We start from the raw sequence: 26,566 nt of genomic DNA, 5'->3' as shown, positions 1-26,566 counted from the left end.
CGAGTTTACCATCGCCAGTACCACCCAGATGTACAACCCCCGTACCGGCACCTGGGCCAACGGTATGCTGGAAAAGTTAGGGTTACCGGTTAACCTGCTCCCGGCCATCAACCCGCCGGGGACGATTGTAGGCCCACTTTTACCCCGGATGGCCCGGGAAACGGGAGCCGGGGAAATAGCTGTCATTGCCCCCGGCAGCCACGATACGGCCAGCGCCGTAGCCGCCGTGCCGGCAGCAGGGCCGGACTACATGTACATCAGCTGCGGTACCTGGTCGTTAGTAGGGGTTGAGGTCAGGGAACCGGTAATCAACGAGCAAACCTTAAGCCTCAACTTTACCAACGAAGGCGGCGTCGGCGGTACCTTCCGGCTCTTAAAGAACGTCACCGGCCTGTGGCTGGTCCAGGAGTGCCGCCGCACCTGGGAGCGCCGGGGAGAAGAATTAAGTTACGGCGAGCTGACGGCCCTGGCCCGGGAGGCCAGTCCCTTGACTGCCGTTATCGACCCGGACCACCCGGCCTTCCTGAACCCGGAAGACATGCCGGCGGCCATCCAGACCTACTGCCGGGAAACGGGCCAGCCGGTACCCCAGACTAAAGGCGAAATCGTCAGGTGCGCCCTGGAAAGCCTGGCCCTGAAATACCGCTGGGTGCTGGAAAAGCTGGAGGGTATACTGGGGAAGGAACTTCCGGTCATTCACATGGTTGGGGGCGGCACGCGGAACGAGCTTCTCTGCCGGTTTACCGCCAGTGCCACCGGGCGCCCGGTGGTGGCCGGTCCGGTGGAAGCCACGGCTGCCGGCAATCTCCTGGTCCAGGCTATGGCCATGGGAGAAGTGGGAAGCTTGAATGAAGCCCGGAAAATCGTTCGTCGTTCCTTTGCCCTGAAAACTTATGAAGCAGAAAAGACAGATGTGTGGGAGGAAAAGTATGAGGCATTTATTAGGCTGCTGGGCTGATACTTCCCCATAGTTTGTCGTGTTATTTACCATGGAGGTATATTATATGGATGACTATAATCTTGTCATCGGCGTCGACTTTGGCACCGATTCGGTGCGGGCGGTGGTGGTCGACGCCGCCACCGGGGAAGAGCAGGCTAGTGAGGTAGCATATTACCGGCGCTGGGCCGCAGGTAAATACTGTGACCCGGCCCGGAATCAATTCCGCCAGCACCCACTGGACTATCTCGAAGGGTTAGAAGCCGCCGTCAAGGGGGCCCTGGCCAAATTGCCGCCAGGGGCAGCACAGCTGGTGGCGGGCATCGGCATTGACACCACGGGTTCAACACCGGGTCCTGTCGATGCCGACGGGCGGCCTCTGGCCCTGCGCGAAGAGTTTAGCGAGAACCCCAACGCCATGTTCATTCTCTGGAAGGACCACACCGCCGTGCAGGAGGCCGGGGAGATCAACCATGCGGCCCGCCACTGGGGTGGCACCGATTTCACCAAATATGAAGGCGGGGTCTATTCCTCCGAGTGGTTCTGGGCCAAGATCCTCCATATATTACGTCACGACCCGGCGGTAAGGGCAGCGGCCTATTCCTGGGTAGAACATTGCGACTGGATACCGGCCTTGCTCACAGGCACCGAAAACCCCCGGCTCCTCAAGAGAAGCCGATGCGCGGCCGGGCACAAAGCCATGTGGCATGAAGAATGGGGAGGGCTACCGCCGGAGGAATTCCTGGTACGTATCGATCCTCTCCTGCAGGGCCTGCGCGACCGGCTCTACAGCAAGACGTACAATGCCGCTACCAGGGCCGGAAATCTCACGCCAGCATGGGCGGAGCGGCTTAATCTACCGCCGGGGATTGCGGTAGCGGTAGGGGCCTTTGACGCCCATATTGGCGCCGTTGGCGGCGGGATTACCCCCGGAACCCTGGTGAAGATCATGGGCACTTCCACATGTGATATTATGGTTGCTCATAAGGAAACAATCGGCGATAAATTAATCGGCGGCATCTGCGGCCAGGTAGACGGCTCGGTCATACCCGGCCTCATCGGCCTGGAGGCAGGCCAGTCAGCCTACGGCGACGTCTATGCCTGGTTCAAAGACCTCCTCACCTGGCCCCTGGAGGCCATCTTGCCGGAAACCTCCCTGGTAAATAGGGAGACCGGTGAAAAGTTGCAGGAAGAGATAGAAGGCCGCCTCCTCCAGTGCCTTTCGGAAGAAGCAGCCAGGATCAATGCTGGCGAGACGGGATTACTGGCTCTGGACTGGCTCAACGGCCGGCGGACCCCCTACGCCGACCAGACACTGAAGGGAGCCATTACCGGCCTGACCCTTGGAACCACCGCGCCTAAGATTTTCCGCGCCCTGGTAGAGGCCACGGCCTATGGAGCCAGGGCCATCAACGACCGGTTTATGGAAGAAGGCATAGAAATCAAAGAAGTCATCGCCCTGGGCGGCATCGCCAGGAAGAACGACTTTGCCATGCAGGTCCTGGCCGATGTGCTTGCTATGCCTATCAAAGTTGCGGCCTCGGACCAGACCTGCGCCCTGGGGGCCGCCATGTTCGGCGCCGTTGCTGCCGGGTTATACCCGGTGGTGGAGGCGGCCCAGGAAAAGATGGGCTGCGGCTTCGCCAAAACATACACCCCTGACCCTGAAAATGCCGCCAGGTACCGCGAGCTGTACCGGGACTATCTGACCCTGGGCATGGTGCTGGAGGATCATTTGCGGAAGATGTAGAGGGGTACAATTCCTCATTAAACCTGGCTTAATTGTGAAAATAGGAACATAAGCGGAGGAAAAGCGGCGATGATGTGGAGAGGGTGGGGGGTTATCCGGGTTAAGTGTAACTTAACACCCTGAGGGGGAAGCCATGGGCTGCCGCAATTTTTTCACCCAATCAGCGCCGGGGTTGTTAACGACGATAAAACGGTTCCGGTTGGAGGAATGCAACTTCCCATTAGGCGATCTGAACCGGGGGGGCATAGGAAGACAGGCAAATTTATTTTTTTCCCTTGCAGCCCGGAGCAACCTGTGCTATACTATGTTCAGGTTGTTTTCACTCAGACATTACCTGGTGTGTTGCTGGAAAAGAGTGGGTCAGTGCCCACTCTTTTATGTTGAAAATTTAGGGAGGCCACTTTTTTGAGCAAACTGACAGAGTTAATCCAGGGCCTGGTAGAACCAGTCCTGACCGGGATGGGCTACGAACTGGTCGACCTGCAATACGGCCGGGAAGGAGGGCGCTATATCCTGCGGCTGTTTATCGACCGGCCGGAAGGTATTGGCCTGGATGATTGTGAGAAGGTCAGCCGGACCGTCGGTGACATCCTGGACCAGGAGGACCCCATTCCCAACAGCTATTACCTGGAAGTATCATCGCCGGGCCTGGAGCGCCCCTTAAAAAAAGAAGCCGATTTTCAGCGTTTTGCCGGGCGTAAAGTTAGATTGCGTATGTTTGCCCCTATTGACGGTCAACGTCATTTCCAGGGGCAGCTCCTTGGTTACCAGGAGGGGCAGGTGCAGGTGCAGCTCGATGATGGGCGCCGGCTGGCCATCCCCCTGGACCAGGTAGCGACTGCCAGGCTGGTGTTTGACCTGGCGGAGGATGAGGAGGCCTAAGGATGAATATCGAATTTATCCAAGCATTACGGGACCTGGAAAAGGAAAAGGGTATTAAGGTCGACATCCTGCTGGAAGCCATCGAAGCAGCCTTGATATCGGCTTATAAGAAAAATTTTGGGTCGGCCCAGAATGTCCGGGTGGAAATCCAGCGCGATACAGGGGAGATTAAAGTTCTGGCCCAGCGCCAGGTGGTAGAAGAGGTAGGCGATCCCCGGACGGAGATTTCCCTGGCTGAAGCCCGGGCCATAAATAGCAATTATGAGATTGGCGATGTGGTGGAAAAGGAGGTAACGCCGCGGGATTTTGGGCGTATTGCTGCCCAGACGGCCAAACAGGTAGTCGTCCAGCGTATTCGTGAAGCCGAGCGGAGTTTAATTTATGATGAGTTTATTGGCCGCGAGAACGATATTGTTACCGGGGTTGTCCAGCGCCAGGAGGGTAAAAATATTATCCTTGACCTGGGCCGGGCCGAGGCCATCCTCCTTCCCAGCGAGCAAAGTCCCGGTGAGGTTTACCGCCAGGGAGAACGTTTAAAAGCTTATATCCTGGAAGTACGCAAGACCAACAAAGGACCGCAAATCCTGGTGTCCCGCACCCATCCCGGCCTGATTAAAAGGCTTTTTGAATTGGAAGTACCGGAAATTCATGATGGGATTGTGGAGATTAAGGGAGTGGCCCGGGAAGCCGGTGCTCGCTCCAAAATTGCCGTCCATTCCCGGGATGAAAAGGTGGACCCCGTCGGCGCCTGTGTGGGGCCTAAAGGCTCCCGGGTGCAGGCAGTGGTCCAGGAACTCCGGGGCGAAAAGGTCGATATTATTAAATGGAGTGATGACCCGGCTGTTTTTGTGGCCAACTCCTTGAGTCCGGCCAGGGTCCTGGACGTTACCGTGGATGAAGAAAATAAGGTTAGCCAGGTAATTGTCCCTGATAACCAGTTATCCCTGGCCATTGGCAAGGAAGGCCAGAATGCCCGCCTGGCGGCAAGGATAACAGGGTGGAAAATTGATATTAAAAGTGAGTCGGAAGCTGGTGACTGGGATACCTGGGATAATGACCTGGATCTTGAAGGCGGGATAGAGGAGGAGTAAGCTTGCCCAAGCCCAGGAAAATACCCGTGCGGATGTGTGTCGGTTGCCGGGCTCGCAATGATAAGCGTAATTTATTGCGAGTTGTCCGTACACCGGCGCAAGAGGTGGTTCTTGACCCTACCGGGAAACGTGCCGGGAGAGGGGCCTATATCTGCCCCAGGGTGGAATGCCTGCGCAAAGCCGTTAAAAGCCGGGCCCTGGAGCGGGCTTTAGGCGTAAGTTTAACCCCGGAGGTCCTGGCAGATCTCGAGGCCAGTCTCAGCCAGGGTAATGGCAATGAATGATATTTATAACCTCCTTGGCCTGGCTTACCGGGCGGGCAAAGTAGCCTGGGGATACCAGGCAGTTATGGCGGCTTTAAAGAAGAGGAAGGTTTTTCTCCTGCTAATGGCGGGTGACAGCAGCCCCCGGCTAAAGAGTAAGTTGTTAACAACCTGCCGGGAGTACGCAATTGAAGGAATCGTTTATGGTGATAAAGTTACTATGGGAGCAGCGCTAGGTAAACCTCCATGTGCCGTCGTCGGCGTTACTGATGCAAATCTGGCCAGGTTAATCCGGCAGCAAGTACGGGAGGTTGGTGCATGAGAATATGGGGGTGGTTTAATGGCCAAAACACGCGTCTACGAATTAGCCAAGGAATTACGGGTTTCTAATAAGGATTTAATGGATACCATGGCTCAGCTGGGTATATATACCCGTTCCCACATGAGTGTCCTGGAAAACGGGGAAGTAATAAAAATACGCAACCATTACCGGCAAATGTGGCGGGCAGCCAGGGCGGCCAAGCTAAAACAACTACAGGCAGCACCGGCGACGCCGGTGGCAGAAGCTGTTGCACCGCCCCAGCCAGTTGTTGAGAAGGTGGCAGCGACCGGGAAGGCCCAGCATATTACTGAGAAAACAGCGACCAGGCAGCCCCAGCAGGGTGCTGAGAAAGCAGCAGTTGCCAGGCCCGAAGAGGGCGCTGGGAAGGCGGCAGCAATTACCCCGCTACAGCAGGGTGCAGAGAAGGTAGGTGCCGGCCAGCCCCAGCAGGTTACCGGGAAGGCAACTGCCATGCCGCCGGCAGAGTCAGGGGCTAAGGCCCGGCCGGAAAAAGAGCGGAAGCTGGCGGGAGTGGAACCTGCCCCTGCTGCAGCCCAACCCGAACGGCCCCTGGAACAGGAAGGTAAAGAACGATCCGGCAAGCAGGCGGCCGGGAACCAGCAATCCCGGGCTGGCGGTCAGCAAGCTGGCCAACAACCAGGACGGGCTAAGAAACGGCAGGAAGAAGGGCAGGCGCGCCGGCGAGATAATAAAGGCCAGGAGCAGGAAGGACGCCGGGGCCCGGAGCGGGAGGAGCGACCGGCCAGGGTTGACCAGCAGGTGCAGGTACCAGTCCCGGCTGCTGCCCAGCGACCGGCAGGCAAAGGCGCCGGCAGGCCGGCTAGAAATAAACAGTTACGTATACCGAAGCCGCCGGATGCAGTTACCAAGGATTTGCCGGAAAAGCGGCGGGAACGGCCGGCGGGTAAGCCGGCTACCAAACAGGCCGAAACCGGTCGCAACCGCAAGCTGGTTGAGCTTGAACAGCAGCGGGAAGAGCGTTTGCTGCGGCGGGATAAAGATAAAAATAAGGCTAAGGCCGCCCAGCAGGAAGCGCCCAAAGTCGTCCGCCGGATAACCCTGACGGGTAGTATTACCGTCCAGGAACTGGCAAAAAGGATCGGCAAAACAGCGGCTGAAGTTATCAAGTTTTTAATGGGCCAGGGTGTAATGGCTACCATTAACCAGGAGCTGGATATAGATACGGCCGCCATTGTCGCCCAGGAAATGGGTGCCATTGTTGAGGTTAAAGAGGAAAAACCCCTCACTGTCCTGGAAGACTTGCCAGACGATCCCGAAACCCTAAAAGAACGGCCGCCGGTAGTAACTGTTATGGGCCATGTCGATCACGGCAAGACCTCTTTGCTGGATGCCATCCGGCGCACCAATGTTACGGCCACCGAGGCCGGTGGTATCACCCAGCATATCGGGGCCTACCAGGTAAAGGTTAAAAACCGGAAAATCACTTTCCTGGATACTCCCGGCCATGAGGCCTTTACGGCTATGCGGGCCAGGGGAGCCCAGGCGACGGATATTGCCATCCTGGTGGTGGCTGCCGACGATGGTGTCATGCCCCAGACGGTGGAGGCCATTAACCATGCCAAAGCTGCCGGGGTACCCATTGTCGTGGCCATTAATAAAATAGATCGTCCTGATGCCAACCCGGACCGGGTCAAACAGCAGTTGACGGAGTACGGCCTGGTGCCAGAAGAGTGGGGCGGCGATACCATCATGGTACCCGTCTCAGCCCTCAAAAAGGAGGGCCTGAATGAATTGCTGGAAATGACCTTACTCACGGCCGATATGATGGAACTCAAGGCCAATCCCAATCGTCCGGCCCGGGGGATTGTCATTGAAGCCCAGCTGGATAAAGGTCGCGGCCCGGTGGCTACCATGCTGGTCCAGAAGGGTACCCTGAAGGTTGGCGACAACCTGGTAGCCGGGGCGGTTTACGGCCGGGTCAGGGCCATGTTTGACGATAAGGGCGAGCGGGTAAAGAGCGCCGAGCCCTCCATGCCGGTGGAAGTCCTGGGTCTTTCCGATCTGCCCCAGGCCGGTGATATTTTCCAGGTGGTAGAGGATGAAAAGCTGGCCCGCCAGATTGCCACCTTGCGCCAGGAAGAACGGCGCCAGGAAGAATTAAAGGCAGCCGGTAAGACCTCCCTGGATGACCTGTTCAAGCAGATGGAAGCTGGCGAAGTTAAAGAACTTAATCTGGTGGTCAAAGGAGACGTCCAGGGTTCGGTGGAGGCCCTGAGGGCGGCCCTGGAGCAATTGTCTACCAGCGAAGTTAAAGTTAGTATCATTCATGGCGGCGTCGGTGCCATTACCGAAACCGATGTCATGCTGGCCGCAGCTTCTAAAGCCATTATCATCGGCTTTAACGTTCGCCCGGACGCCAACGCCCGCAAGGCAGCGGAAGAAGCAGGGGTAGAAATCCGTCTCTACCGGGTGATCTACGAGATTATCGATGAGGTTAAAGCTGCCATGACCGGTCTCTTGGAACCGGTGAAACGGGAAGTGGTCCTGGGCCGGGCTGAAGTACGAGCTACCTTTAAAGTGCCTAAGGTAGGTACGGTGGCCGGTTGCTTTGTTACCGAAGGCAAAATCCAGAACCGGGCCCTGGCCCGGGTAATCCGGGACGGGGTGGTGGTCTTTGAAGGCCGCATTGACTCGCTGAAGCGCTTTAAGGATGACGTCCGGGAAGTGGCTCAGGGTTATGAGTGCGGTATCGGCCTGGAAAAATTTAACGACATTAAGGAAGGCGACGTTATCGAAGCCTATATGATAGAAGAGGTTAAACGGGAAATGTAGGGAGGCGATGGCCGTGGCGCTGCGGGTTGAGCGGGTTGCCGAACAGATGAAAAAGGAAATTGCCCAGATTTTGCGGGATGAATTGAAGGATCCCCGCCTGGAAGCCGGCCTGGTTACGGTTACTGGGGTAGAGCTTTCCAACGATCTCCACTATGCTAAAGTATACGTCAGTATCTACGGGGATGAAGCCCAAAAGAGTGAGGTCATGGAAGGCCTGGCTCGGGCAACGAGCTTTGTACGGCGGGAAATCGGCCAGCGCCTGAGCCTGCGTTATACTCCGGAAATTACCTTTAAATTTGATGCGTCCATCGAGCACGGCGATCATATCAACAGGTTGCTGGCGCGCGTCAAGGCAGAGGAGCAGGGGCATGACGGCCATTGAAAGTATAGCTGCTACCCTGGCAACGGCCCGGGATGTAGCCGTTGTCTCCCATATTATCCCCGATGGGGATTGCCTGGGTTCCACACTGGCCCTGGCCCTGGCCCTGCGGCAGCGGGGTACAAGGGCAGTGGCCGTTAATGCCGACCCGGTACCGGATATGTTTCAGTTTTTGCCTGGCCAGGAAACCATCATCCCACCAGCGAAGGTAGAAGAGATACCATCGCTTCTGGTAATGGTTGATAGTACCGACATGGAGCGGGCCGGGGAAGGCTTCAGCCAGTGGCGGCAAAAAACCAAAATGGTAATTAACATCGATCACCATGTCAGCAATACCCGTTTCGGGGACCTGAACCTAGTGGACAGCCGGGCGGCAGCAACGGCCGAGTTAATCTATACCGTCCTGGAAAAAATCCCGGTATCCATTACGCCGGCAATAGCTACCTGTCTTTATACAGCCCTGGCTACCGACACCGGCTCTTTCCAGTACGAGAATTGTACGGCTACGACCATGCGCCTGGCAGCGAGACTCATGGAGCAGGGGGCGGATTTGTCCCTGATCAGGGAATATCTCTGGGAAAGGAAGCCCCTGGCCAGTATCCGGTTGCTGGCGGCAGTTTTACCCACCCTGACCCTGGCCTATGACGGCAGGGTAGCGTGGCTGACGGTTTCCAGGGCCACGTTAGACACCATTGGCGCCCTGCCGGAACACGCCGAGGGACTGGTAAATTACCCGCGCAGCATTGCCGGCGTTGAGGTAGGACTGCTCTTCCGGGAATTGCCTGACGGCCTGGTTAAGGTCAGTTTACGCTCTAAAAAAATTGTTGACGTTAACGCAGTAGCCGCCCGCTTTGGCGGCGGCGGCCACCGCCGCGCTGCCGGCTGTACGATTAGAGGTGATCTTGATACAGTTGTAACCATGGTTGTAGCAGCAGCAGGTGAGGCCCTTTAATGTTAACGGGTTTTATTAACGTTTTAAAGCCTCCCGGCCTTACTTCCCACGATGTTGTCCAGAACCTGCGCCGCTTTTTAAAGGAACAGAGGATTGGCCATGGCGGCACCCTGGACCCCATGGCCGCCGGGGTGCTGCCGGTAGCTGTGGGGAAAGCCACCCGTTTACTGGAATATATCCAGGCGGGGGGCAAAGCCTACCGGGCGGAGTTTATCCTGGGGCTCAAAACTGATACACAGGATCTCGGCGGTCGGGTCCTGGCCAGGCCGGGTTGCCCGGGCTTAAAACTCGAGGAACTCCAGGCAGCGGCCCGGCGTTTTACCGGTACCATCAGCCAGGTACCTCCCATGGTTGCGGCGGTTCATTACCAGGGCCGGCGCCTCTATGAACTGGCCCGGGAGGGACAGGAGGTAGAACGGCCGGCCCGCCGGGTGACCATCGAGAATTTCCAGGTGCTTAAAGGGTGGCCGGACGGGCCGTTCTTCCGGGTTATGGCAGATATTACCTGTTCCAAAGGCACTTATATCCGTACCCTGGGAGCCGACTGGGGTGATTACCTGGGGTGCGGGGCTACCCTGGCCTTCTTGCTCCGCACCCGCGCCGGCTGTTTTAAACTGGAAGAGGCCTGGACCCTGGAAGAAATAGCGGCACGGGTAGCCGGGGGCAACGGGGATTTTCTCCTGCCGCCAGCAGCGGGTATTACCCACCTGCCGGTAATTACCGTCAGGGAAAAGGTCATCAAAGCAGTGGCCAATGGCGCTGCCATCGACCCGGCTGACTGCATTCAGGTACCGGCACTCCGGCCGGGGAGCCTGGCCCGCCTGGAAACTCCCGCTGGGGTTCTCCTGGCCGTAGCCAGGGTGGTGACAAAAGGTGAAGTATATTGCTTTAAACCCGACAAGGTTCTGAAGTAAAGGGGTAAAGTGATGCAGGTATGGCAGGGAATGCCTGAAGGGGAAATAGCTAGAGACTGTTACCTGGCCCTAGGGAATTTCGATGGCGTCCACCGGGGTCATCAGCATTTAATTGGTAGTATTGTCCAGAAAGCCAGGACGAGGGGGAAGCCGGCAGTAGTTATTACCTTTTCACCCCATCCCGCCCAGGTACTCGGTGATAATCCACCGGGCCTTTTAACGACCAGGGGCAGGAAGGAAAAGTTAATAGCTGCCCTGGGAGTCGACTTTTTGTTCTTCCTGCCCTTTACCAGGGAACTGGCGCAGCTACCGCCTGAAACCTTTGTGCGGGATATTCTCTGGCCCCATTTTCAACCGCGGCTGGTGGCCGTGGGCTTTAATTTTACCTTTGGTCACCGGGGCGCCGGTACACCGGCTTTATTGCGTCGGCTGGGAGAGGAGCTCGGTTTTAAGGTAGAAGTAATGGCCCCGGTAACCTACGAAGGGTTAACCGTCAGCAGTACCGCCATCCGTAACGCCCTCGACCGGGGGGACATTCCCCTCGCCAGGAATCTCCTGGGTTACTGGCCGGTCCTGGCCGGTACCGTCGTTGGTGGCGACCGGCGCGGTCGTGAACTCGGTTTTCCAACTGCCAACCTGGCCGTACCGCCGGAAGTCAAGCTGCCGGCATGGGGAGTTTACGCCTGCCTGGCCCGCTTCCAGGACCAGGTGCGCCAGGCTGTAGTCAATATCGGCCGCCGCCCCACCTTCGGACCGGCCCTGCCGGCAACCATTGAAGCCCATTTGTTGGATTTTGAGGGTAACCTCTATGGCCAGGAAGTAGAACTCGAGTTGCGCGCTTTCTTACGCCCGGAGCGGAAATTTGCCTCTCCCCAGGAATTAGTAGCCCAGTTGCAGGAAGATAGCGCCAAGGCGCGAGAGTTTTTGAGCGGCGATAGTTTGTTTACCTCCCAGCCCCGCGACCGGCAGGCGTAACCACCCGCAGGGCCATGGCGTAGAATATACTGCGGCGAATCCAAAAATTTACCGTGGCTAGATTGGGGCTGGGAATGATGAAGGTAGTGATTACTGCCCACGCCAGGAAACGCCTGCAGGACTTACGCCAGGAACAGATTAATGAGCATGATATCCGGGTAGCAGCTAAAAGCATCCCCGGCCATATACCCACGGCCACCCGTTTCCGGGGTTTTATGGCAGCTTCCGGGCGCCCCTTTGACCTGGTGGTGAAAGATGTGTTAGCCGGGCGCCTGGTGATTACTATTATTGGTAAGTAACAGGCAGGCAAAAGGAATAGTTGCGTTTAGTGCCCGGTAGGCCTATAATATAGTTAATGAACCCGAGGCGAGGATTAGCGAAGCTCCGACGCTTTTCTTGGCCGGTTGGGGATTTTAAGGAGAAGGAGGTGACGCCGATGGCCCTGGATCCAGCTAAAAAGAGGGAAATTATCGCCCGCTACCGGCAGCATGAAAATGATACCGGCTCACCGGAAGTCCAGATTGCCATCCTTACGGAACGCATCAACCACCTGACGGAACACCTAAAGGTGCACCACAAGGACCATCACTCACGCCGGGGTTTGCTGAAAATGGTTGGTCAACGCCGTGGTTTACTTAACTACCTGCGGGACAACGACATTGAGCGTTACCGGCAAATTGTTGATGCCCTGGGTTTAAGGCGGTAATTTTAAGGGGAGCGGTCAGGCCGCTCCCTTTTTTAATGAGTTTTTCACAGTATTTAAGGCGACATTGGAAGGAAATACTATAACAAATGTCGAATGAATTAAAGTTTATTAATGGCATATTTTAAGGAGGCTACTTAAAACTAATGCAAGGGGTATTACGGAAGACCCTCACCATTGCCGGTCGGGATTTAATCCTGGAAACCGGCCGGCTGGCCCGCCAGGCCGGTGGTGCCGTCCTGGTAACTTACGGCGGTACCATGGTGCTGGTCACGGCCACGGCTTCAGCTGAACCGCGGGAAGGAATCGATTTTTTCCCCCTGACGGTTGATTACGAAGAAAGGCTTTATGCTGCCGGCAAAATCCCGGGCGGTTTTATTAAACGGGAAGGCCGGCCCAGCGAAAAGGCAATCCTCTCGGCCCGGTTGATTGACCGGCCCATCCGGCCTTTATTTCCCAAGTATTACCGTAACGACGTCCATATCGTAGCTACGGTCTTATCAGTAGATCAAGATTGCCCGCCCAATGTAGCCGGTATTATCGGCGCTTCGGCCGCCCTGACTATTTCGTCCATTCCCTTTGCTGGCCCCATTGGCGCAGTAAGTGTCGGTTTAATCGAAAACAAGCCGGTTATTAACCCGACCCTGGGTGAAGATGAAAAAAGTTCTTTAAACCTGGTAGTAGCCGGTACGGATACGGCTATTATGATGGTTGAAGCAGGGGCTAAAGAGGTTCCCGAGGACCTGCTGCTGGAATGTATCATGCAGGCCCATGAAGAGATTAAACGTATTGTTGCTTTTATCAATAATTTCCGCGCTGAGGCCTTAGAGCTGGGCCTGGCCAAAGAAAAGCAGGAAGTGGTTGAACCCCACCTGGATCCTGAACTGGAAAGCCAGGTTCGGGAGATTGCCACCCCGCGCCTGCGGGAAGCCATTTACACCAGCCGCGATGAAAAGCTGATCAAGCAGGAAAGGGAAAGGCGGCTGGAAGCCTGCCGGGAAGAAATCAAGAACCTGGTGCTGGCTGGCAAAGAAGAGATGCTGGCGGAGCACCCGGAGGTACCACGCTTGGTCAATGATTTAATTACCAAAATAGAGAAGGAAATTGTCCGGAGAATGATCCTTACCGAAGGCGTCAGGATCGACGGCCGCGCTTTGGATGAAATCCGGCCCATTACCTGTGAAGTAGGGGTATTGAGCCGCACCCATGGTTCGGGGCTGTTTACCCGGGGCGAAACCCAGGTATTAACGGTAACTACCCTGGGCCCCATCAGTGATGAGCAGATCCTGGACGACCTGGGGGTCGACGAGTCCAAACGCTATATGCACCATTATAACTTCCCGCCCTACAGTGTCGGGGAAGCGCGGCCCATCCGTGCCCCCGGGCGCCGGGAAATCGGCCACGGTGCCCTGGCGGAACGGGCCCTGGAACCCATGATCCCTCTGGAAGAAGAATTTCCCTATGCCATTCGCCTGGTTTCCGAAGTCCTGGGATCCAATGGATCCACTTCCATGGGCAGCGTCTGCGGCAGTACCCTGGCCCTCATGGACGCCGGTGTGCCCATTAAGGCGCCGGTGGCCGGGGTGGCCATGGGCCTGGTCAAGGAGGGGGACCAGGTGGCCGTATTGACGGACATCCAGGGGATTGAGGATGCCCTGGGCGATATGGATTTTAAAGTTGCCGGCACCAAAAACGGGATTACGGCCTTGCAGATGGATATTAAAATTCCCGGCATAGACCGGGCCATTTTAGAACGGGCCCTGGAACAGGCCCGGCGGGGACGCCTGTTCATCCTGGATAAGATCCTGGCCACCATCCCGGAACCCCGGCCGGAGTTATCACCCTATGCTCCAAGGATGCTGACCATGACCATTGATCCTGATAAAATCCGGGATATCATCGGCCCGGGTGGCAAGATTATCAAAAAGATTATTGAAGAAACCGGCGTGGAGATTGATGTCGAAGACGACGGCCGCATCTTTATCGCTTCTACCGATGCCGCCAATGGGAAACGGGCGGTAGAGATTATCGAAGCCCTGACCCAGGAAGTGGAAACGGGTAAAGTATATAACGGCAAGGTAACCAGGATAACTGATTTTGGTGCCTTTGTGGAAGTCATCCCCGGCGTCCTGGGCATGCCCGGCAAAGAGGGCCTGGTGCACATCTCCCAGCTGGCCAATGAACGGGTGGAAAAGGTGGAAGACGTGGTCCAGGAGGGCGACTATATCCTGGTCAAGGCCATTGGCTTTGATCCCCAGGGCCGGCTGAAACTTTCCCGTAAAGAAGCCCTGCAGCAGGCGGTTGCTGAAGGGGGCGGGCGCCATTTTCGCCGGCAGGGCCGGGACGGTGGTAACCGTAGCTTTAACACCCGGCGGCCGCGCTAGCGGGCAAGTCTGATTATGGAAGTACGGGCATATACATTGATCAGTACGCTATAAAGGTGGTGCGGTCAATGTATGTGCTCTACTACCGGCGGCAGTGGCTGCGGCGGTTAGGGGTTTTACTGGCCCTGGGGTTATTGCTTGCCTTAAGTTTTACAGCCTGGCGCTGGCTTAGGGGAGGAGCAGTACCGGCCATGAAAACCCAGCCCATTTACCAGGGTGACCCGGGTCGTAAGGCCGTGGCCCTGACCTTTACCATTGATTGGGGCGAAGAATACCTGCCGGCCATTTTGACGGCCCTGCAGCAGGCCGGGGCGCGGGCCACCTTCTTTCCCACCGGCCAGTGGGCCGAACGTCACCCGGACCTGGTGCGGCAGATGCTGGCCGGTGGTCATGAAATAGGTAACCATGGCCAGAGCCATCCCCACCCCGATAATTTAAGCCGGGAGGAGAATCGCCGGGACATCCAGAAAGGGGAAGCGACCCTGATGGCCATCACCGGCAAGAAACCTGCCCTCTACTCTCCTCCCTACGGTGAGAGCAAACCCCAGGTGGTGGCAGCGGCGGGGGACCTGGGTTATAAATTTATCATGTGGACCATAAATACCGGGGATTACCTGCCCAACACCAGGCCAGATGATATCTTGGCGACGGTAATCCCCAAATGCCAGAACGGCGCTATTGTCCTGCTGCACCCAACCGAACCGACAAGCAAAGCCCTGCCGGAGCTCCTGAAACAACTGCAACAACGGGGCTATGCCCTGGTAACAGTTTCCGAGATCCTTTAAACGAGCAGGTCCTGTTTTTTTATAAGGCCGGCCTTCCCTGGATATAATAACCCCTGTTTAAGAAAATTTTCCGGGGAGTGAAGGCCTGTTGCGAAGGCTTGCTTACGGGCTACTTATTATCATAGCTTGCTTGTTCTGGTCCGGGGCGGCAAAGGCTGCCGGTGAACCTTACCTCACGGCACCGGCGGTTGTCTTGATGGAGGCCGGTACCGGCCAGGTCCTGTATGAGCATGGCGCCCGGGAAGAGCGGCCACCGGCCAGTACTACGAAAATCATGACCGCCATCCTGGCCCTGGAACTGGGCCGGCTGGATACCCCCGTTAAGGTAAGCAAGTATGCCGCCACCACGCCCGGGGCCAGTATCTATTTAACCACGGGAGAAGTAGTAAAACTGGGCGACCTGGTTAAAGGCGCCCTGCTCAATTCCGGCAATGACGCCACAGTAGCCATTGCCGAAAGCCTGGCCGGCACGGAAGAGGATTTTGCCTGGCTCATGAACCGTAAAGCCCGGCAACTGGGGGCCAACCACACCCATTTTAAAAATCCCCATGGCCTACCTGACCCGGGCCATTATACCACTGCCTACGACCTGGCCCTCATGACCCGTTACGCCCTGGGTAACCCCGTCTTTCGCCGGTTAGTAGCGACTCAAGAGGACCAGATCCCGGCGCCGGACGGTGTGCGCTATCTCTACAATACCAACCGCCTGCTGGGTTCCTATCCCGGTGCCGACGGGGTCAAAACGGGTACGACCAACGCCGCCGGTCAGTGCCTGGTCGCCTCGGCTACCAGGGGGGGACGCCAGCTTATCGCCGTCGTCCTGGGCAGTTCCGACCGCTACGCCGATGCCCGCGCCCTCCTGGATTATGGATTTAATGGCTTTTATACCGAAACAGCCAGGGCCGGGGAACCTGCCGGCCAGGTGTATGTCAAAAACGGGGAAGTGATAAGCGTTCCCGTAGCACCGGTCGTGACGACCGGTTTTACCGTTTCCATGGACCAGGCAGCTTTACTGGAAAAACGCGTGCTCCTGCCAGCTTTTGTCAAAGCTCCCATTAGCAAAGGGCAGGAACTGGGCCAGGTAAAAATCCTGTTCCAGGGCCGGGAGGTAGCCAGCTCTACCCTGGTGGCCACCCGGGATGTGGCTGCCCTGCCCTGGTGGTCTATGTTTAAGAAGTAAGGCAGAAAAAGTTAGGGGGAAGGGAATGTACCAGAAAAATATCCTGGATAACGGCATCCGGGTGGTTAGCGAAGAGGTTCCCTTTGCCAATTCCATAGCCCTGGGGGTATGGGTGCGTACCGGTTCCCGCAATGAAGACGAAACCAACCAGGGCGTTTCCCATTTTCTGGAGCACCTGTTATTTAAGGGAACGACCAGGCGGACGGCCCGGCAGATAGCCGAGGAGCTGGAAGCAGTCGGTGGAGTAATCAACGCCTTTACGACGAAGGAATATACCTGCTTTTACAGCCGGGTTCTGGCCGAACACCTGGACCTGGCCATCGACGTTTTGAGCGACATGCTTTTTAACTCCCTCCTGGCTGGCGAGGACATCGAAAAAGAGAAAAAGGTCATCCTGGAAGAAATAAAGATGTATGAGGATTCCCCCGATGAACTGGTTCATGACCTCTTTGCCCAGACCATCTGGCCGGGTCATCCCCTGGGGCGGGCCATTCTGGGTACTTATGAATCGGTAAACAATTTAAACCGGGATATCATTTACCGCTACTACCAGGAACAGTATAATAGCGCCAATATTGTCCTGGCGGCAGCCGGGAAATTTAATACTGCTGAACTGGTTACCAAATTGCAGGCGGCCTTCGGCCTTAAAACCTGCCCTGGCAAGGAAGGAGAATACTTACCGCCCCGCAGCCAGGCCAGAGTTAGTATTAACATTAAAGATACGGAGCAAGTGCAGATCTGCCTGGGGGTACCGGGTCTGCCCCAGGATGATGCAGCCATTTATGCCCTCCAGGCCCTGAATAATATCCTGGGTGGGGGCCTGAGCTCCCGCCTGTTCCAGCTCATCCGCGAAGAACAGGCCCTGGCCTATTCCGTATACTCTTACCATGCCGGTTTTAGTGACAGCGGCCTGTTTACCGTTTATGCCGGTACTAGCCCGGACAATTACCGCCAGGTAGTAGGCTTGATTTTGGAAGAAATCGCTTCCTTAAAAAACAAAGGGGTAACAGCCCAAGAATTGAAGCGAACCAAGGATCAGATCCGCGGTAATCTGCTCCTCGGCCAGGAAAATGTCAACCATCGCATGAGCCGGCTGGGTAAGACGGAACTCACCTTTGGCAGGGTAATTACCGCGGAAGAAGTAATCGAGCGGTTAAATAAGGTAACTGAAGATGACGTCCAGGCCATTGCCAGGCGTATCTTCCAGCCGGAATACTTATCCCTGACCACCCTGGGGCCGGAAGTTGGACCCCTAGACCTGGCCGAGCGCGCTCGCCAGGCCGGGATATAGGAGGAACAACTCTATGGATCGTTTAGAGCATATTTTTGCCCTCCAGGAACGCTTCGACCAGGACCTGGCCCGGCGGCGGCAGCTACCGGATTACAGCCCGACGGAGTGGATCCAGAAGGAAGTCCTGGCCATGGTCGCCGAACTGGGGGAACTCCTGGAGGAAGTAAACTTTAAGTGGTGGAAGAACCCCCATCCTTTAGACCGCGAAGCCATCAAAGGCGAACTCGTCGACATCCTCCACTTTCTCGTCAGCATGTGCCTTAAAGCCGGAATTACGGCAGAAGAATTTTACCAGGCGTATCTCGCCAAAAACCAGGAAAACTTTCGCCGGCAGCAGGGACTAACGGCCCGCCAGGAATATGCCGCCGCCCGGGAGGACGGGGAAGCATAAAGTAATTATCTCCCTTCATATGTTGTAGCGAAGGGAGATGAAATCCATGCTCACGTTATTCTTTTTCTGCCTCCTGCTGCTGCTTTTTATCCTGGCCCTTCGGGCCAAGGTCGGCTTTTACCGCAGCAGCAATGTGGAAGCGGTAGCCAGCCCTGTTTCCCGGGCCCTGGCCGAACTGGTGGCCATCGCCGGGGGTATTTACCTCTCCCTCGTGCTCCTGGTCAGCTTTTTAAAGATCAGCCTGCCGGAAGTGATAGCCATTGGTGGGCTGATGGTCGATCCCCTGGCCGTTGTCGCCCTGGTAATAGCTCTTATCCAACCCCTGGTGCTGGGTCTCTGGCCGCGGCTGAAGGGGCGGTAGAGGCTTATGCGCCTGTCGGAACTCATGGGCAAAGAGATAATTAACCTTTACGACGGCTCCCGCCTGGGGCATATAGGCGATGCCGACCTGGTCCTAGACCTGGCCGGGGGGACAATTGCGGCCATTGTCCTTCCTGTCAGGGGGGGCTGGATGCCTTTCTTTGGCAGCCGCCAGGAGCTGGTGATCCCCTGGGAAGCCGTCCACAAGGTCGGCACCGAAGTAGTAGTCGTCAGCCTGGATCCCACCTACAGCCGCCGGCGCGAGAAAGATTGACAGGACTTTTTCCTGATGGTATCATGAGATAAACAAAGCTATAAACTCATCTCGTGTGCAGTGGGGTAGAGGTGCAGCGGGCAAGAGTACTGCCGGTGAGGCGGGCACCGGTGAGCCGGCAGGAAAGGGTACGCTGCCGAAGGGAGATGGTTAGCCCGGACCTTCTCCCTGGGCCGGCCGCTGAACAAGGGCCGGACTGTCACCGTAGAGGCTAGTGCCACGAAGGATCGTTGCCTATTTACGGTGGAGCGCTACTCGCACGAAGAGGCCTGACGAGATGAGTATTCTGGTAATCCGGGGGGAAAACCGGAGCGGGATGCTCATGGTTTTCCCTTAATTTTTTAAGAGAGGTGGGCAACTACGATCAGGGTTGTGGTCACCGGTGCAGCCGGCCGTATGGGCCGGGAAATGACGAAGGGCCTGCTGCAGGCAGGAGATATCGAAGTAGCAGGGGCCGTAGACCGGGTAGCGGTTGGTACGGATATCGGTACCTTAAACGGCCTGCAGCCCGCGGGGGTGCTCATTAATGATGACCTGGCAGCAGTAATAAAAACCACCCGACCGCAGGTGATGGTTGACTTTACTGTGGCTGCTGCCGCCCTGGCCAACGCCAGGCTGGCCGTAGAGCAGGGAGTAAGCCCGGTGATTGGCACCACCGGCATCAGCCTGGAGCAGCTGGATGAGCTGCACCAGCTTTGCGAAGCCAGGCAGGTGGGCGCGGTGGTGGCTCCCAACTTTTCTTTAGGGGCCGTCTTAATGATGCACTTTGCCCGGCAGGCCGCCCGTTACTTCCCCCGGGCGGAAATTATTGAAATGCACCATGAACAAAAAATCGATGCTCCTTCGGGAACGGCCTTAAAAACGGCAGAACTAATGGCTGAGGAGATAGAGACGGCCCTGGCCCCGCCGGCGGCAGAAGAAAAGGTCGCCGGGGCCAGGGGGGCCACATATCGGGGCCTGGCCGTCCACAGTGTTCGCCTGCCGGGGGCGGTGGCCCACCAGGAGGTAATTTTGGGCGGCCAGGGACAGCTCCTGACCATTCGCCATGACACTATCAGCCGGGAAGCCTTTTTACCGGGGCTTTTACTGGCTGTAAGGCAGGTCCTACACCTTAAGGGGGTGGTTTACGGGCTGGAAAATTTACTAGAATTATAGACCTGGCACCTCCTGGGGCGGCCTCACATATATTGCAAGTAGTACAGGTGTACTAACTTGGCAGGAGGTCGTTCCGGCATGGGCGGGATGCTGGCAGGGACCAGGGTGGCAATGCTTGGCGGCGATGCCCGGGAAGTCATTCTCCTGGAGGAGCTGTTGCGCCAGGGGGCCGAGGTCAGGGTGGCGGGCCTGGGAGAGTTACCGGAGCAAGAAGGTTGTGCCTGTTATGACGATCCCCTGGACGCCGTGCAGGGGGCAGGGGTAATTATCTTGCCGGTACCGGGGATTAAGGCTGGAGGTATAATTCATGCTCCGCGGGCGCGGCAACCCCTATATTTCACCCGGGAACTGGCTGGGGCCATCCCGGCAGGAACACCGGTCCTGGTGGGGGTGGCGCGGGCCTACCTGAAAGAGATGGCGGCAGAACGTGGCTGGCAGCTGGTGGAGACGGCCGAGATGGATGAAATGGCCATCTTAAATTCCATCCCTACGGCCGAAGGAGCCATCATGCTGGCCATGCAGGAACTCCCCATTACCCTCCACGGCTGTGAGGCCTTTGTCCTGGGACTGGGGCGGACCGGTTTTACCCTGGCCAGGATGCTGGCCGGGGTGGGAGCAAGAGTAACAGTAATCGACAGGGGCGCAGCCGACCGGGCCCGGGCTTACGCCGAAGGCTGGCCGGCCTTTACCTTTACGGAACTGGCGGCCATAGTCGTACGGGCCGACGTCATTTTTAATACTGTACCTGCGCCGGTCCTAACAGGAGAACTCCTGGCCCGCACCAGGCCCGATGTCCTGATTATTGACCTGGCGTCGGATCCGGGCGGCACAGATTTCACTGCCGCTACGGCCCTCAAGCGCCGGGCCATGCTGGCCCCGGGACTGCCAGGTAAAGTGGCCCCCCGGACGGCCGGGCAGATCCTGGCCCGCATTTATCCCACCCTGATTTTAAATTGCCTGGAACGACTGTAAACCCTACGTGGAGGTGCTTAAAATGCGGCTGCAGGGCAAAAGGGTAGGGTTTGCCGTCACAGGCTCCCATTGTACCCTGGCGGCGGTTATCCAAGAGCTGGCCAGGATAGTTGCTGAAGGTGCCCAGGTTGTCCCTATCCTGTCCCCGGCTGTCAGGGACAGCGATACTCGCTTTGGCACCAGTGCCTTCTGGCGGGCGGAGGTAGAAAGGATTACCGGGCAAAAAGCCGTCGATACTATCGTAATGGCGGAACCAATCGGTCCTAAGAAACTCTTCGATGTCATTATAGTTGCCCCATGCACCGGCAATACCCTGGCCAAACTGGCCAACGGGATTACCGATACACCGGTCCTGATGGCCATGAAGGCCCAGCTGCGGAACCTGCGGCCAGTGGTGCTGGCCATTTCCACCAACGACGGCCTGGGGGCTAACGCCGTAAATTTAGGCCGGGTAATGAACATGAAAAATATTTACCTGGTCCCCTTTGGCCAGGATGACCCGCACAATAAACCCAATTCCCTGGTAGCCAGGATGGATTTAATTGTTGATACCATCCTGGCGGCCCTGGAGGGGCGCCAGATCCAGCCCCTTTTACTGGGTCCTCCGCTAAAGGGGCAGGTGACAGGAGGAGAGTAATCAGCTGATGAAGACTTACAGTGTCGCTGTAGTTGGTACCGGGGCCGTAGGCCAGACCATGCTCAAGGTTTTAGAGGAGAGGAATTTTCCCGTTGGTAAACTGAAGGTCCTGGCTACCAGCCGTTCAGCAGGCAAGACCGTGACCTTCAGGGACGAAGAGTACGTTATCGAGGAAACCACGCCGGCCTCCTTTGCCGGGATCGACGTGGCCCTTTTTGCCGGCGGCGAAGCGAGCAAGATTTACGGCCGGGCGGCAGTGGAGGCCGGGGCGGTGGTGATTGACAACAGCAATAATTTCCGCATGGACCCCGAAGTACCCCTGGTGGTACCGGAGGTCAACCCCCAGGACGTCCGCTGGCATAAAGGTTTAATTGCCAATCCCAACTGCTCTACCATCCAGATGGTGGTAGCTTTAAAACCTATCTATGATGCTGCCGGCATCAAGCGGATTGTTGTTTCTACCTACCAGGCCGTTTCCGGAGCCGGCCAGGAAGCTATTGATGAACTGCGGCAGCAAAGCCGGCAGGTACTGGCCGGGGAAGAGGTAACAGGTAAAGTTTTTCCCTGGCAGATAGCCTTTAACTGCCTGCCCCATATCGATGTCTTCCTGGAGAACGGTTACAGCAAAGAAGAGATGAAAATGGTTAATGAAACTAAAAAGATCATGGGGGATGACCAGATCCAGGTCACAGCCACTACGGTGCGGGTGCCGGTCTTTAACGGCCACTCGGAGGCAGTCAATGTGGAGACGCGGGAAAAACTTACGGCAGCGGCGGCCAGGGAACTCCTGCGCCGGGCGCCGGGGGTCGTGGTGGTGGATGATCTGGAAGCCAAAGCCTATCCCCTGGCCATCCAGGCCGACGGCAGGGATGAAGTCTTTGTCGGTCGTATACGGGAAGATTTTACCATCGCCAATGGCCTGAATATGTGGGTTGTAGCCGATAATTTGCGTAAAGGTGCTGCTACCAATGCCGTCCAGATTGCGGAATTGCTGGTGCAGGAAGGCCTTCTCTAGAGCGAGGTGACGGTGATGAAGGTCCTGGTCCAGAAATTTGGCGGTTCGTCGGTAGCCACCCCTGAACAGCGGTTAATGGTGGTCCGGCATATCGAAAAGGCCTGCCGGGCCGGCTACCGGGTGGCGGTCGTCATTTCGGCCATGGGCCGCCGGGGGGCGCCCTATGCCACCGATACTTTACTGGACCTGTTGGGGGACAACCAGGTTTCGCCCAGGGAGCGCGACCTGCTCCTGGCCTGCGGGGAGATTATTGCCGGTGTAGTTTTAAGCGCCACTTTACAGGGACGGGGTATACCGGCCGTTTTTCTCACCGGCGGCCAGGCCGGCATTATTACCGATGCTCGCTTTAATGATGCCCGCATCCTCAGGGTGGAGCCCCGGCGTGTCCAGTCCTACCTGGAGCAGGATCGGATAGTGGTGGTGGCCGGTTTCCAGGGAGTTACCGAGGCGGGGGAAATTACTACCCTGGGGCGGGGCGGCAGTGATACAACGGCCGCAGCCCTGGGCGTGGCCCTGAAGGCGGAAGCGGTAGAGATATTCACCGACGTCGATGGTGTCAAGACGGCCGACCCCCGGATCGTCAGCGATGCCAGGACCTTGAGTACCATCACCTATACGGAAGTTTGCCAAATGGCCTATGAAGGGGCAAAAGTAATCCACCCCCGCGCCGTGGAAATTGCCAGGGAAGGAAATATACCCTTAAAGATAAAATCCACCTTTGGCGACGGGCCTGGCACCCTGGTGGTGGCCTGGCAGCCGGCTCCCAGCGGCGTGCATATCAGCCGCGACCGGGTGATTACCGGTATCACCCATATGGCGGGCCTGACCCAGCTCAGGGTTGCTGTACCCGATGGCGAAGGGGCCGACACAGTTTTCCAGACCCTGGCCCAGAATAACATCAGCGTTGACTTTATTAACGTCTTTCCCGGGGAACTGGTCTTTACGGTTGCCGCCGGCGTTGCCGGCCGGGCCGTGGAGCTGATTGAGGGACTGGGCCTTAACGTTACGGCCCACCCCGGCTGTGCCAAGGTGGCTGCCGTGGGGGCCGGCATGCGCGGCGTACCCGGGGTAATGGCAACCATTGTCACTGCCCTGAACCGTGCGGGGATAAAGATTTTACAATCGGCCGATTCTTATACATCGATATGGTGCCTGGTAGACCAGGCGGATATGGAGCGGGCCGTGCAGGTCCTGCACCGGGAATTCAAGCTACACGATGAAGAAACAGGCGAGGTGAAAGCTTATGCCATGGGGTAGAATCCTCACAGCCATGGTGACCCCTTTCACAGCAGACGGTAAATTAGATCTGGACGGCGCTAAGAAACTTGCCGCTTACCTGGTAGACCACGGCAGCGACGGCCTGGTGGTGGCCGGCACCACCGGGGAGTCGCCGGCTTTGAGCCACGAGGAAAAAATAGCCCTTTTCCGGGCCGTTAAAGAAGCAGTGGGAGGCAGGGCGGCAGTCATTGCCGGCACAGGTACCAACTCCACCGCCGCCAGTATCGAGCTTTCCCGGGAGGCAGAAACCCTTGGTGTGGACGGGTTAATGCTTGTGGTACCTTATTATAACCGTCCTTCCCAGGAGGGCTTATACCAGCATTTTAGAGCCATTGCCGAGGCCGTTTCCCTCCCTATTATATTGTATAATATACCTTCCCGGACGGGGCGCAATATGGATGCAGTCACGACTTTACGCCTGGCAGAGATTAAAAATATCGTCGCCGTAAAGGAAGCCAGCGGCGACCTGGACCAGGCGACGGCCATTATCAGGGAGGCGCCGCCTGATTTTCTCCTGTATAGCGGTGACGACTCCCTGACCTTGCCCTTAATGGCCGTAGGCGGGTATGGCATTATCAGCGTCGCCGCCCATTTGGTGGGCGACAAGATGCAGGCCATGGTCAGGGCCTTTGTCAGCGGCGATGTGGCCGGTGCGGCAACACTGCACCGGGAGCTCTTCCCCTTATTTAAAGCCCTCTTTATTACCAGCAACCCGGTACCGGTGAAGGAAGCGTTGCAAATGCTGGGCTTACCGGCCGGACCGGTACGTTTGCCCCTGGTCGGGGCTAGCCCGGCGGAAAAGGAAAAAATCGCCGCGGCCCTGAAAGCGGCGGGCATTTTACAGGCGTTTGATGTTGCGAGATAAGACCGTTTGAGGTATAATATATATAGCTGGTTTAGAACGTGGGGTTAAAACCGGGCCGGCGGTAGCAGGCCCGGTCTTTAATTGTGAACGTGCTGCAAGTTTATCTTTGACAAATGAAAAATGGAGGTGGATTAATGGCCGAAAATGAGCAAAAGGTTTCTTTAATACCCCTGGGCGGCCTCGGGGAAATCGGCAAGAACATGATGGCGATCAGGTACGGAAACAGCATACTGGTCATTGATTGTGGCTTGACCTTTCCCGAGGAAGAAATGCTGGGCGTTGACGCGGTCATTCCCGATTACAGCTACCTGCTGGAACACCGACAAATGGTGAAGGGGATTATCGTTACCCATGGCCATGAAGACCATATCGGCGCCTTACCCTATGTACTGAAGGACTTGAATGTACCCGTGTATGGTACCAGGCTGACCCTGGCCCTGCTCCAGGCCAAGTTGAAAGAGCAGGGGAACTTGAATGGGGTCAAATTACAGCAGGTTAAGCCCCGGGACACGTTAAGAATTGGCCCCTTCAAGGTGGAGTTTATCCATGTGAGCCATTCCATTGCCGATACCGTGGCCCTGGCCATCCACACGCCGGTGGGGACCATCGTGCATACCAGCGACTTTAAGATTGACCACACGCCCATCGATGGTGAGGTATTTGATTTCTACAAGTTTGCCCAGCTTGGGGAAGAGGGCGTCCTGGTCCTGCTGTCCGATAGCACCAATGTGGAGCGCCCCGGTTTTACCATGTCCGAACGGGTGGTCGGCGAAACCTTTGATGAAGTATTTCGCCAGGCCAGGGAGCGCATTATTGTTGCCAGTTTCGCGTCCAATGTACACCGGTTGCAGCAGATAATCTCTACCGCCTACAAGTATAATCGTAAAGTAGCCGTGGTAGGGCGGAGTATGGTCAACGTCGTTAACATTGCTCTGGAGCTGGGCTACCTGGATATCCCTGAAGATACCCTGGTGGACTTAAGCGAGCTGGCCTACCTGCCTAAAAACAGGACGGTGATTATTTCTACCGGTAGCCAGGGGGAACCCATGTCGGCCCTGACCCGCATGGCCAGGAATGATCACCGCCAGATTGAAATTGTTCCCGGGGATACGGTAATTATTTCAGCTTTACCTATCCCCGGCAATGAAAAACTGGTGGCGCGGACGGTAGACCAGCTCTTCAAGCAGGGGGCTGATGTTTACCACGAAGCTATAGATGGGGTCCATGTTTCCGGCCACGCCAGCCAGGAAGAGCTGAAGCTGGTTTTAAGCCTGGTTAAACCCAGGTTCTTTGTCCCCGTCCACGGTGAATACCGCATGCTGATTAAACATGCCCGCCTGGCGGAAGACCTGGGGATACCGCCGGAGAATATCTTCGTAGCGGAAAATGGCCAGGTACTGGAGTTTACCCGTGACCGGGGCGCCATTACCGGCCGGGTACCGGCCGGGAGGCTCCTGGTGGATGGCCTGGGGGTGGGCGATGTAGGCAATATTGTCCTGCGGGACCGGAAGCAGCTGGCTCAGGACGGCCTTTTGATAGTCGTCGTGACTTTAAGCAAAGAGACGGGAGCAGTCATTGCCGGGCCGGATATTATCTCCCGTGGCTTTGTCTATGTCCGGGAGGCCGAGGAACTGCTGGAGGAGGCCAAAGAAAAGGTCCGCCAGACTCTGGAAAAATGCGAAGAACGCAAGGTAACTGACTGGGCTACTATTAAAAGCAATATCCGTGACAATTTGAGCAAGTTCCTCTATGAGAAAACCAGACGTCGCCCCATGATCCTGCCGATTATCATGGAGGTATAATTTTTGAACCGGTGCCGGAAGGCCCCGGTTCTTTTTTAATCAAGGCTACCAGGATTAAAGACGCTCCGGGGGGGCAAATTCCAGGACTGCGCCCGGCTGGTAGGGGCCGGCCAGGTAGTCGGCCGGGTTGGTGCTGATCAGGCGAACCACCCGGGCCTGGTTGAAACTCAAGGGTTCGATTTCCAGGGTCAGGTG

28 protein-coding genes and 1 riboswitch are annotated in these 26,566 nt (G+C 56.8%); of the genes, 27 read left to right on the top strand and 1 reads right to left on the bottom strand.

The window, feature by feature from the left end; translation table 11 throughout:
• The 27 genes from MOST_RS10845 to MOST_RS10715 all read left to right on the top strand — a co-directional run.
• Positions 1 to 958, top strand: a 958-nt coding sequence (locus tag MOST_RS10845) for a rhamnulokinase (RefSeq protein WP_245909666.1), incomplete at its 5' end; no start/stop codon positions are given.
• Between the two features lie 46 nt (positions 959 to 1,004).
• The gene (locus MOST_RS10840; protein WP_054936080.1) at positions 1,005 to 2,687 is read left to right on the top strand and encodes a ribulokinase; all 1,683 of its coding nucleotides are present in this window, start codon (positions 1,005 to 1,007) and stop codon (positions 2,685 to 2,687) included.
• Between the two features lie 405 nt (positions 2,688 to 3,092).
• Positions 3,093 to 3,569 (top strand): ribosome maturation factor RimP, encoded by a 477-nt coding sequence (gene rimP / locus MOST_RS10835; protein ID WP_054936079.1) that lies wholly within the window; start codon positions 3,093 to 3,095, stop codon positions 3,567 to 3,569.
• 2 nt (positions 3,570 to 3,571) lie between these two features.
• Complete coding sequence (gene nusA, locus MOST_RS10830; protein ID WP_054936078.1) at positions 3,572 to 4,660, top strand: transcription termination factor NusA; 1,089 nt, start codon at positions 3,572 to 3,574, stop codon at positions 4,658 to 4,660.
• Between the two features lie 2 nt (positions 4,661 to 4,662).
• Positions 4,663 to 4,944: an RNase P modulator RnpM gene (gene rnpM, locus MOST_RS10825; RefSeq protein WP_054936077.1), complete on the top strand. Its 282-nt coding sequence runs from the start codon at positions 4,663 to 4,665 to the stop codon at positions 4,942 to 4,944.
• Positions 4,937 to 5,245, top strand: coding sequence for a L7Ae/L30e/S12e/Gadd45 family ribosomal protein (locus tag MOST_RS10820; RefSeq protein ID WP_054936076.1), 309 nt, complete (start codon positions 4,937 to 4,939; stop codon positions 5,243 to 5,245). Before rnpM ends, MOST_RS10820 begins: the two co-directional genes overlap by 8 nt.
• An 18-nt stretch (positions 5,246 to 5,263) precedes the next feature.
• A complete protein-coding gene (gene infB, locus MOST_RS10815) occupies positions 5,264 to 8,059 on the top strand; it encodes a translation initiation factor IF-2 (protein ID WP_054936075.1) in 2,796 nt (931 codons plus the stop codon).
• 7 nt (positions 8,060 to 8,066) lie between these two features.
• Entirely contained in the window at positions 8,067 to 8,441 is a 375-nt protein-coding gene (gene rbfA, locus MOST_RS10810) for a 30S ribosome-binding factor RbfA (RefSeq protein ID WP_054936074.1), read from the top strand.
• Complete coding sequence (locus MOST_RS10805) at positions 8,428 to 9,390, top strand: DHH family phosphoesterase (RefSeq protein WP_054936073.1); 963 nt, start codon at positions 8,428 to 8,430, stop codon at positions 9,388 to 9,390. Before rbfA ends, MOST_RS10805 begins: the two co-directional genes overlap by 14 nt.
• Positions 9,390 to 10,304, top strand: a complete 915-nt coding sequence (truB, locus tag MOST_RS10800; RefSeq protein ID WP_054936072.1) for a tRNA pseudouridine(55) synthase TruB — start codon at positions 9,390 to 9,392, stop codon at positions 10,302 to 10,304. Before MOST_RS10805 ends, truB begins: the two co-directional genes overlap by 1 nt.
• Positions 10,305 to 10,316: 12 nt before the next feature.
• Complete coding sequence (locus MOST_RS10795) at positions 10,317 to 11,279, top strand: bifunctional riboflavin kinase/FAD synthetase (RefSeq protein WP_054936071.1); 963 nt, start codon at positions 10,317 to 10,319, stop codon at positions 11,277 to 11,279.
• A 77-nt stretch (positions 11,280 to 11,356) separates the two neighbouring features.
• On the top strand, positions 11,357 to 11,578 hold the full coding sequence (locus MOST_RS10790; RefSeq protein ID WP_054936070.1) for a hypothetical protein: 222 nt from the start codon (positions 11,357 to 11,359) through the stop codon (positions 11,576 to 11,578).
• 137 nt (positions 11,579 to 11,715) lie between these two features.
• The gene (rpsO, locus tag MOST_RS10785) at positions 11,716 to 11,985 is read left to right on the top strand and encodes a 30S ribosomal protein S15 (RefSeq protein ID WP_054936069.1); all 270 of its coding nucleotides are present in this window, start codon (positions 11,716 to 11,718) and stop codon (positions 11,983 to 11,985) included.
• A gap of 143 nt (positions 11,986 to 12,128) precedes the next feature.
• Positions 12,129 to 14,366 (top strand): polyribonucleotide nucleotidyltransferase, encoded by a 2,238-nt coding sequence (locus MOST_RS10780; protein ID WP_054936068.1) that lies wholly within the window; start codon positions 12,129 to 12,131, stop codon positions 14,364 to 14,366.
• A 68-nt stretch (positions 14,367 to 14,434) separates the two neighbouring features.
• Complete coding sequence (locus MOST_RS10775) at positions 14,435 to 15,151, top strand: polysaccharide deacetylase family protein (RefSeq protein ID WP_054936067.1); 717 nt, start codon at positions 14,435 to 14,437, stop codon at positions 15,149 to 15,151.
• Between the two features lie 88 nt (positions 15,152 to 15,239).
• Positions 15,240 to 16,331, top strand: a complete 1,092-nt coding sequence (locus tag MOST_RS10770) for a D-alanyl-D-alanine carboxypeptidase family protein (RefSeq protein ID WP_054936066.1) — start codon at positions 15,240 to 15,242, stop codon at positions 16,329 to 16,331.
• Positions 16,332 to 16,356: 25 nt separating this feature from the next.
• Positions 16,357 to 17,622 carry a M16 family metallopeptidase gene (locus MOST_RS10765; RefSeq protein WP_054936065.1) on the top strand — a complete coding sequence of 422 codons (1,266 nt, stop codon included), beginning with the start codon at positions 16,357 to 16,359 and terminating at the stop codon, positions 17,620 to 17,622.
• Positions 17,623 to 17,635: 13 nt separating this feature from the next.
• The gene (locus MOST_RS10760; RefSeq protein WP_054936064.1) at positions 17,636 to 18,013 is read left to right on the top strand and encodes a dUTPase; all 378 of its coding nucleotides are present in this window, start codon (positions 17,636 to 17,638) and stop codon (positions 18,011 to 18,013) included.
• Positions 18,014 to 18,059: 46 nt separating this feature from the next.
• A complete protein-coding gene (locus MOST_RS10755; RefSeq protein WP_054936063.1) occupies positions 18,060 to 18,374 on the top strand; it encodes a hypothetical protein in 315 nt (104 codons plus the stop codon).
• Positions 18,375 to 18,380: 6 nt separating this feature from the next.
• The gene (locus MOST_RS10750; RefSeq protein WP_054936062.1) at positions 18,381 to 18,647 is read left to right on the top strand and encodes a YlmC/YmxH family sporulation protein; all 267 of its coding nucleotides are present in this window, start codon (positions 18,381 to 18,383) and stop codon (positions 18,645 to 18,647) included.
• A gap of 58 nt (positions 18,648 to 18,705) precedes the next feature.
• Positions 18,706 to 18,909, top strand: a riboswitch (Lysine riboswitch).
• A 101-nt stretch (positions 18,910 to 19,010) separates the two neighbouring features.
• The gene (dapB, locus tag MOST_RS10745) at positions 19,011 to 19,802 is read left to right on the top strand and encodes a 4-hydroxy-tetrahydrodipicolinate reductase (RefSeq protein WP_422879887.1); all 792 of its coding nucleotides are present in this window, start codon (positions 19,011 to 19,013) and stop codon (positions 19,800 to 19,802) included.
• 78 nt (positions 19,803 to 19,880) lie between these two features.
• Positions 19,881 to 20,774: a dipicolinate synthase subunit DpsA gene (dpsA, locus tag MOST_RS10740; RefSeq protein WP_054936061.1), complete on the top strand. Its 894-nt coding sequence runs from the start codon at positions 19,881 to 19,883 to the stop codon at positions 20,772 to 20,774.
• A 22-nt stretch (positions 20,775 to 20,796) separates the two neighbouring features.
• The gene (locus MOST_RS10735) at positions 20,797 to 21,411 is read left to right on the top strand and encodes a dipicolinate synthase subunit B (RefSeq protein ID WP_054936060.1); all 615 of its coding nucleotides are present in this window, start codon (positions 20,797 to 20,799) and stop codon (positions 21,409 to 21,411) included.
• 7 nt (positions 21,412 to 21,418) lie between these two features.
• A complete protein-coding gene (locus tag MOST_RS10730) occupies positions 21,419 to 22,426 on the top strand; it encodes an aspartate-semialdehyde dehydrogenase (RefSeq protein ID WP_054936059.1) in 1,008 nt (335 codons plus the stop codon).
• Positions 22,427 to 22,441: 15 nt separating this feature from the next.
• Positions 22,442 to 23,683, top strand: a complete 1,242-nt coding sequence (gene dapG / locus MOST_RS10725) for an aspartate kinase (RefSeq protein WP_054936058.1) — start codon at positions 22,442 to 22,444, stop codon at positions 23,681 to 23,683.
• Complete coding sequence (gene dapA, locus MOST_RS10720; protein ID WP_054936057.1) at positions 23,670 to 24,569, top strand: 4-hydroxy-tetrahydrodipicolinate synthase; 900 nt, start codon at positions 23,670 to 23,672, stop codon at positions 24,567 to 24,569. The genes dapG and dapA overlap by 14 nt, the downstream gene beginning before the upstream one ends.
• A 134-nt stretch (positions 24,570 to 24,703) precedes the next feature.
• Positions 24,704 to 26,371 (top strand): ribonuclease J, encoded by a 1,668-nt coding sequence (locus tag MOST_RS10715; protein ID WP_054936056.1) that lies wholly within the window; start codon positions 24,704 to 24,706, stop codon positions 26,369 to 26,371.
• Between the two features lie 54 nt (positions 26,372 to 26,425).
• Here MOST_RS10715 and MOST_RS18560 read toward each other — a convergent pair whose 3' ends face one another.
• Entirely contained in the window at positions 26,426 to 26,551 is a 126-nt protein-coding gene (locus MOST_RS18560) for a YlzJ-like family protein (RefSeq protein ID WP_422879886.1), read from the bottom strand.
• Positions 26,552 to 26,566 lie beyond the last annotated feature (15 nt).

The sequence above is a fragment of the Neomoorella stamsii genome (genome assembly GCF_002995805.1).
GTDB classification, from domain to species: domain Bacteria; phylum Bacillota; class DSM-521; order Neomoorellales; family Neomoorellaceae; genus Neomoorella; species Neomoorella stamsii.
Note: the sequence above shows the minus strand (reverse complement) of the source record. Positions and strands in the feature narration are given on the sequence as shown.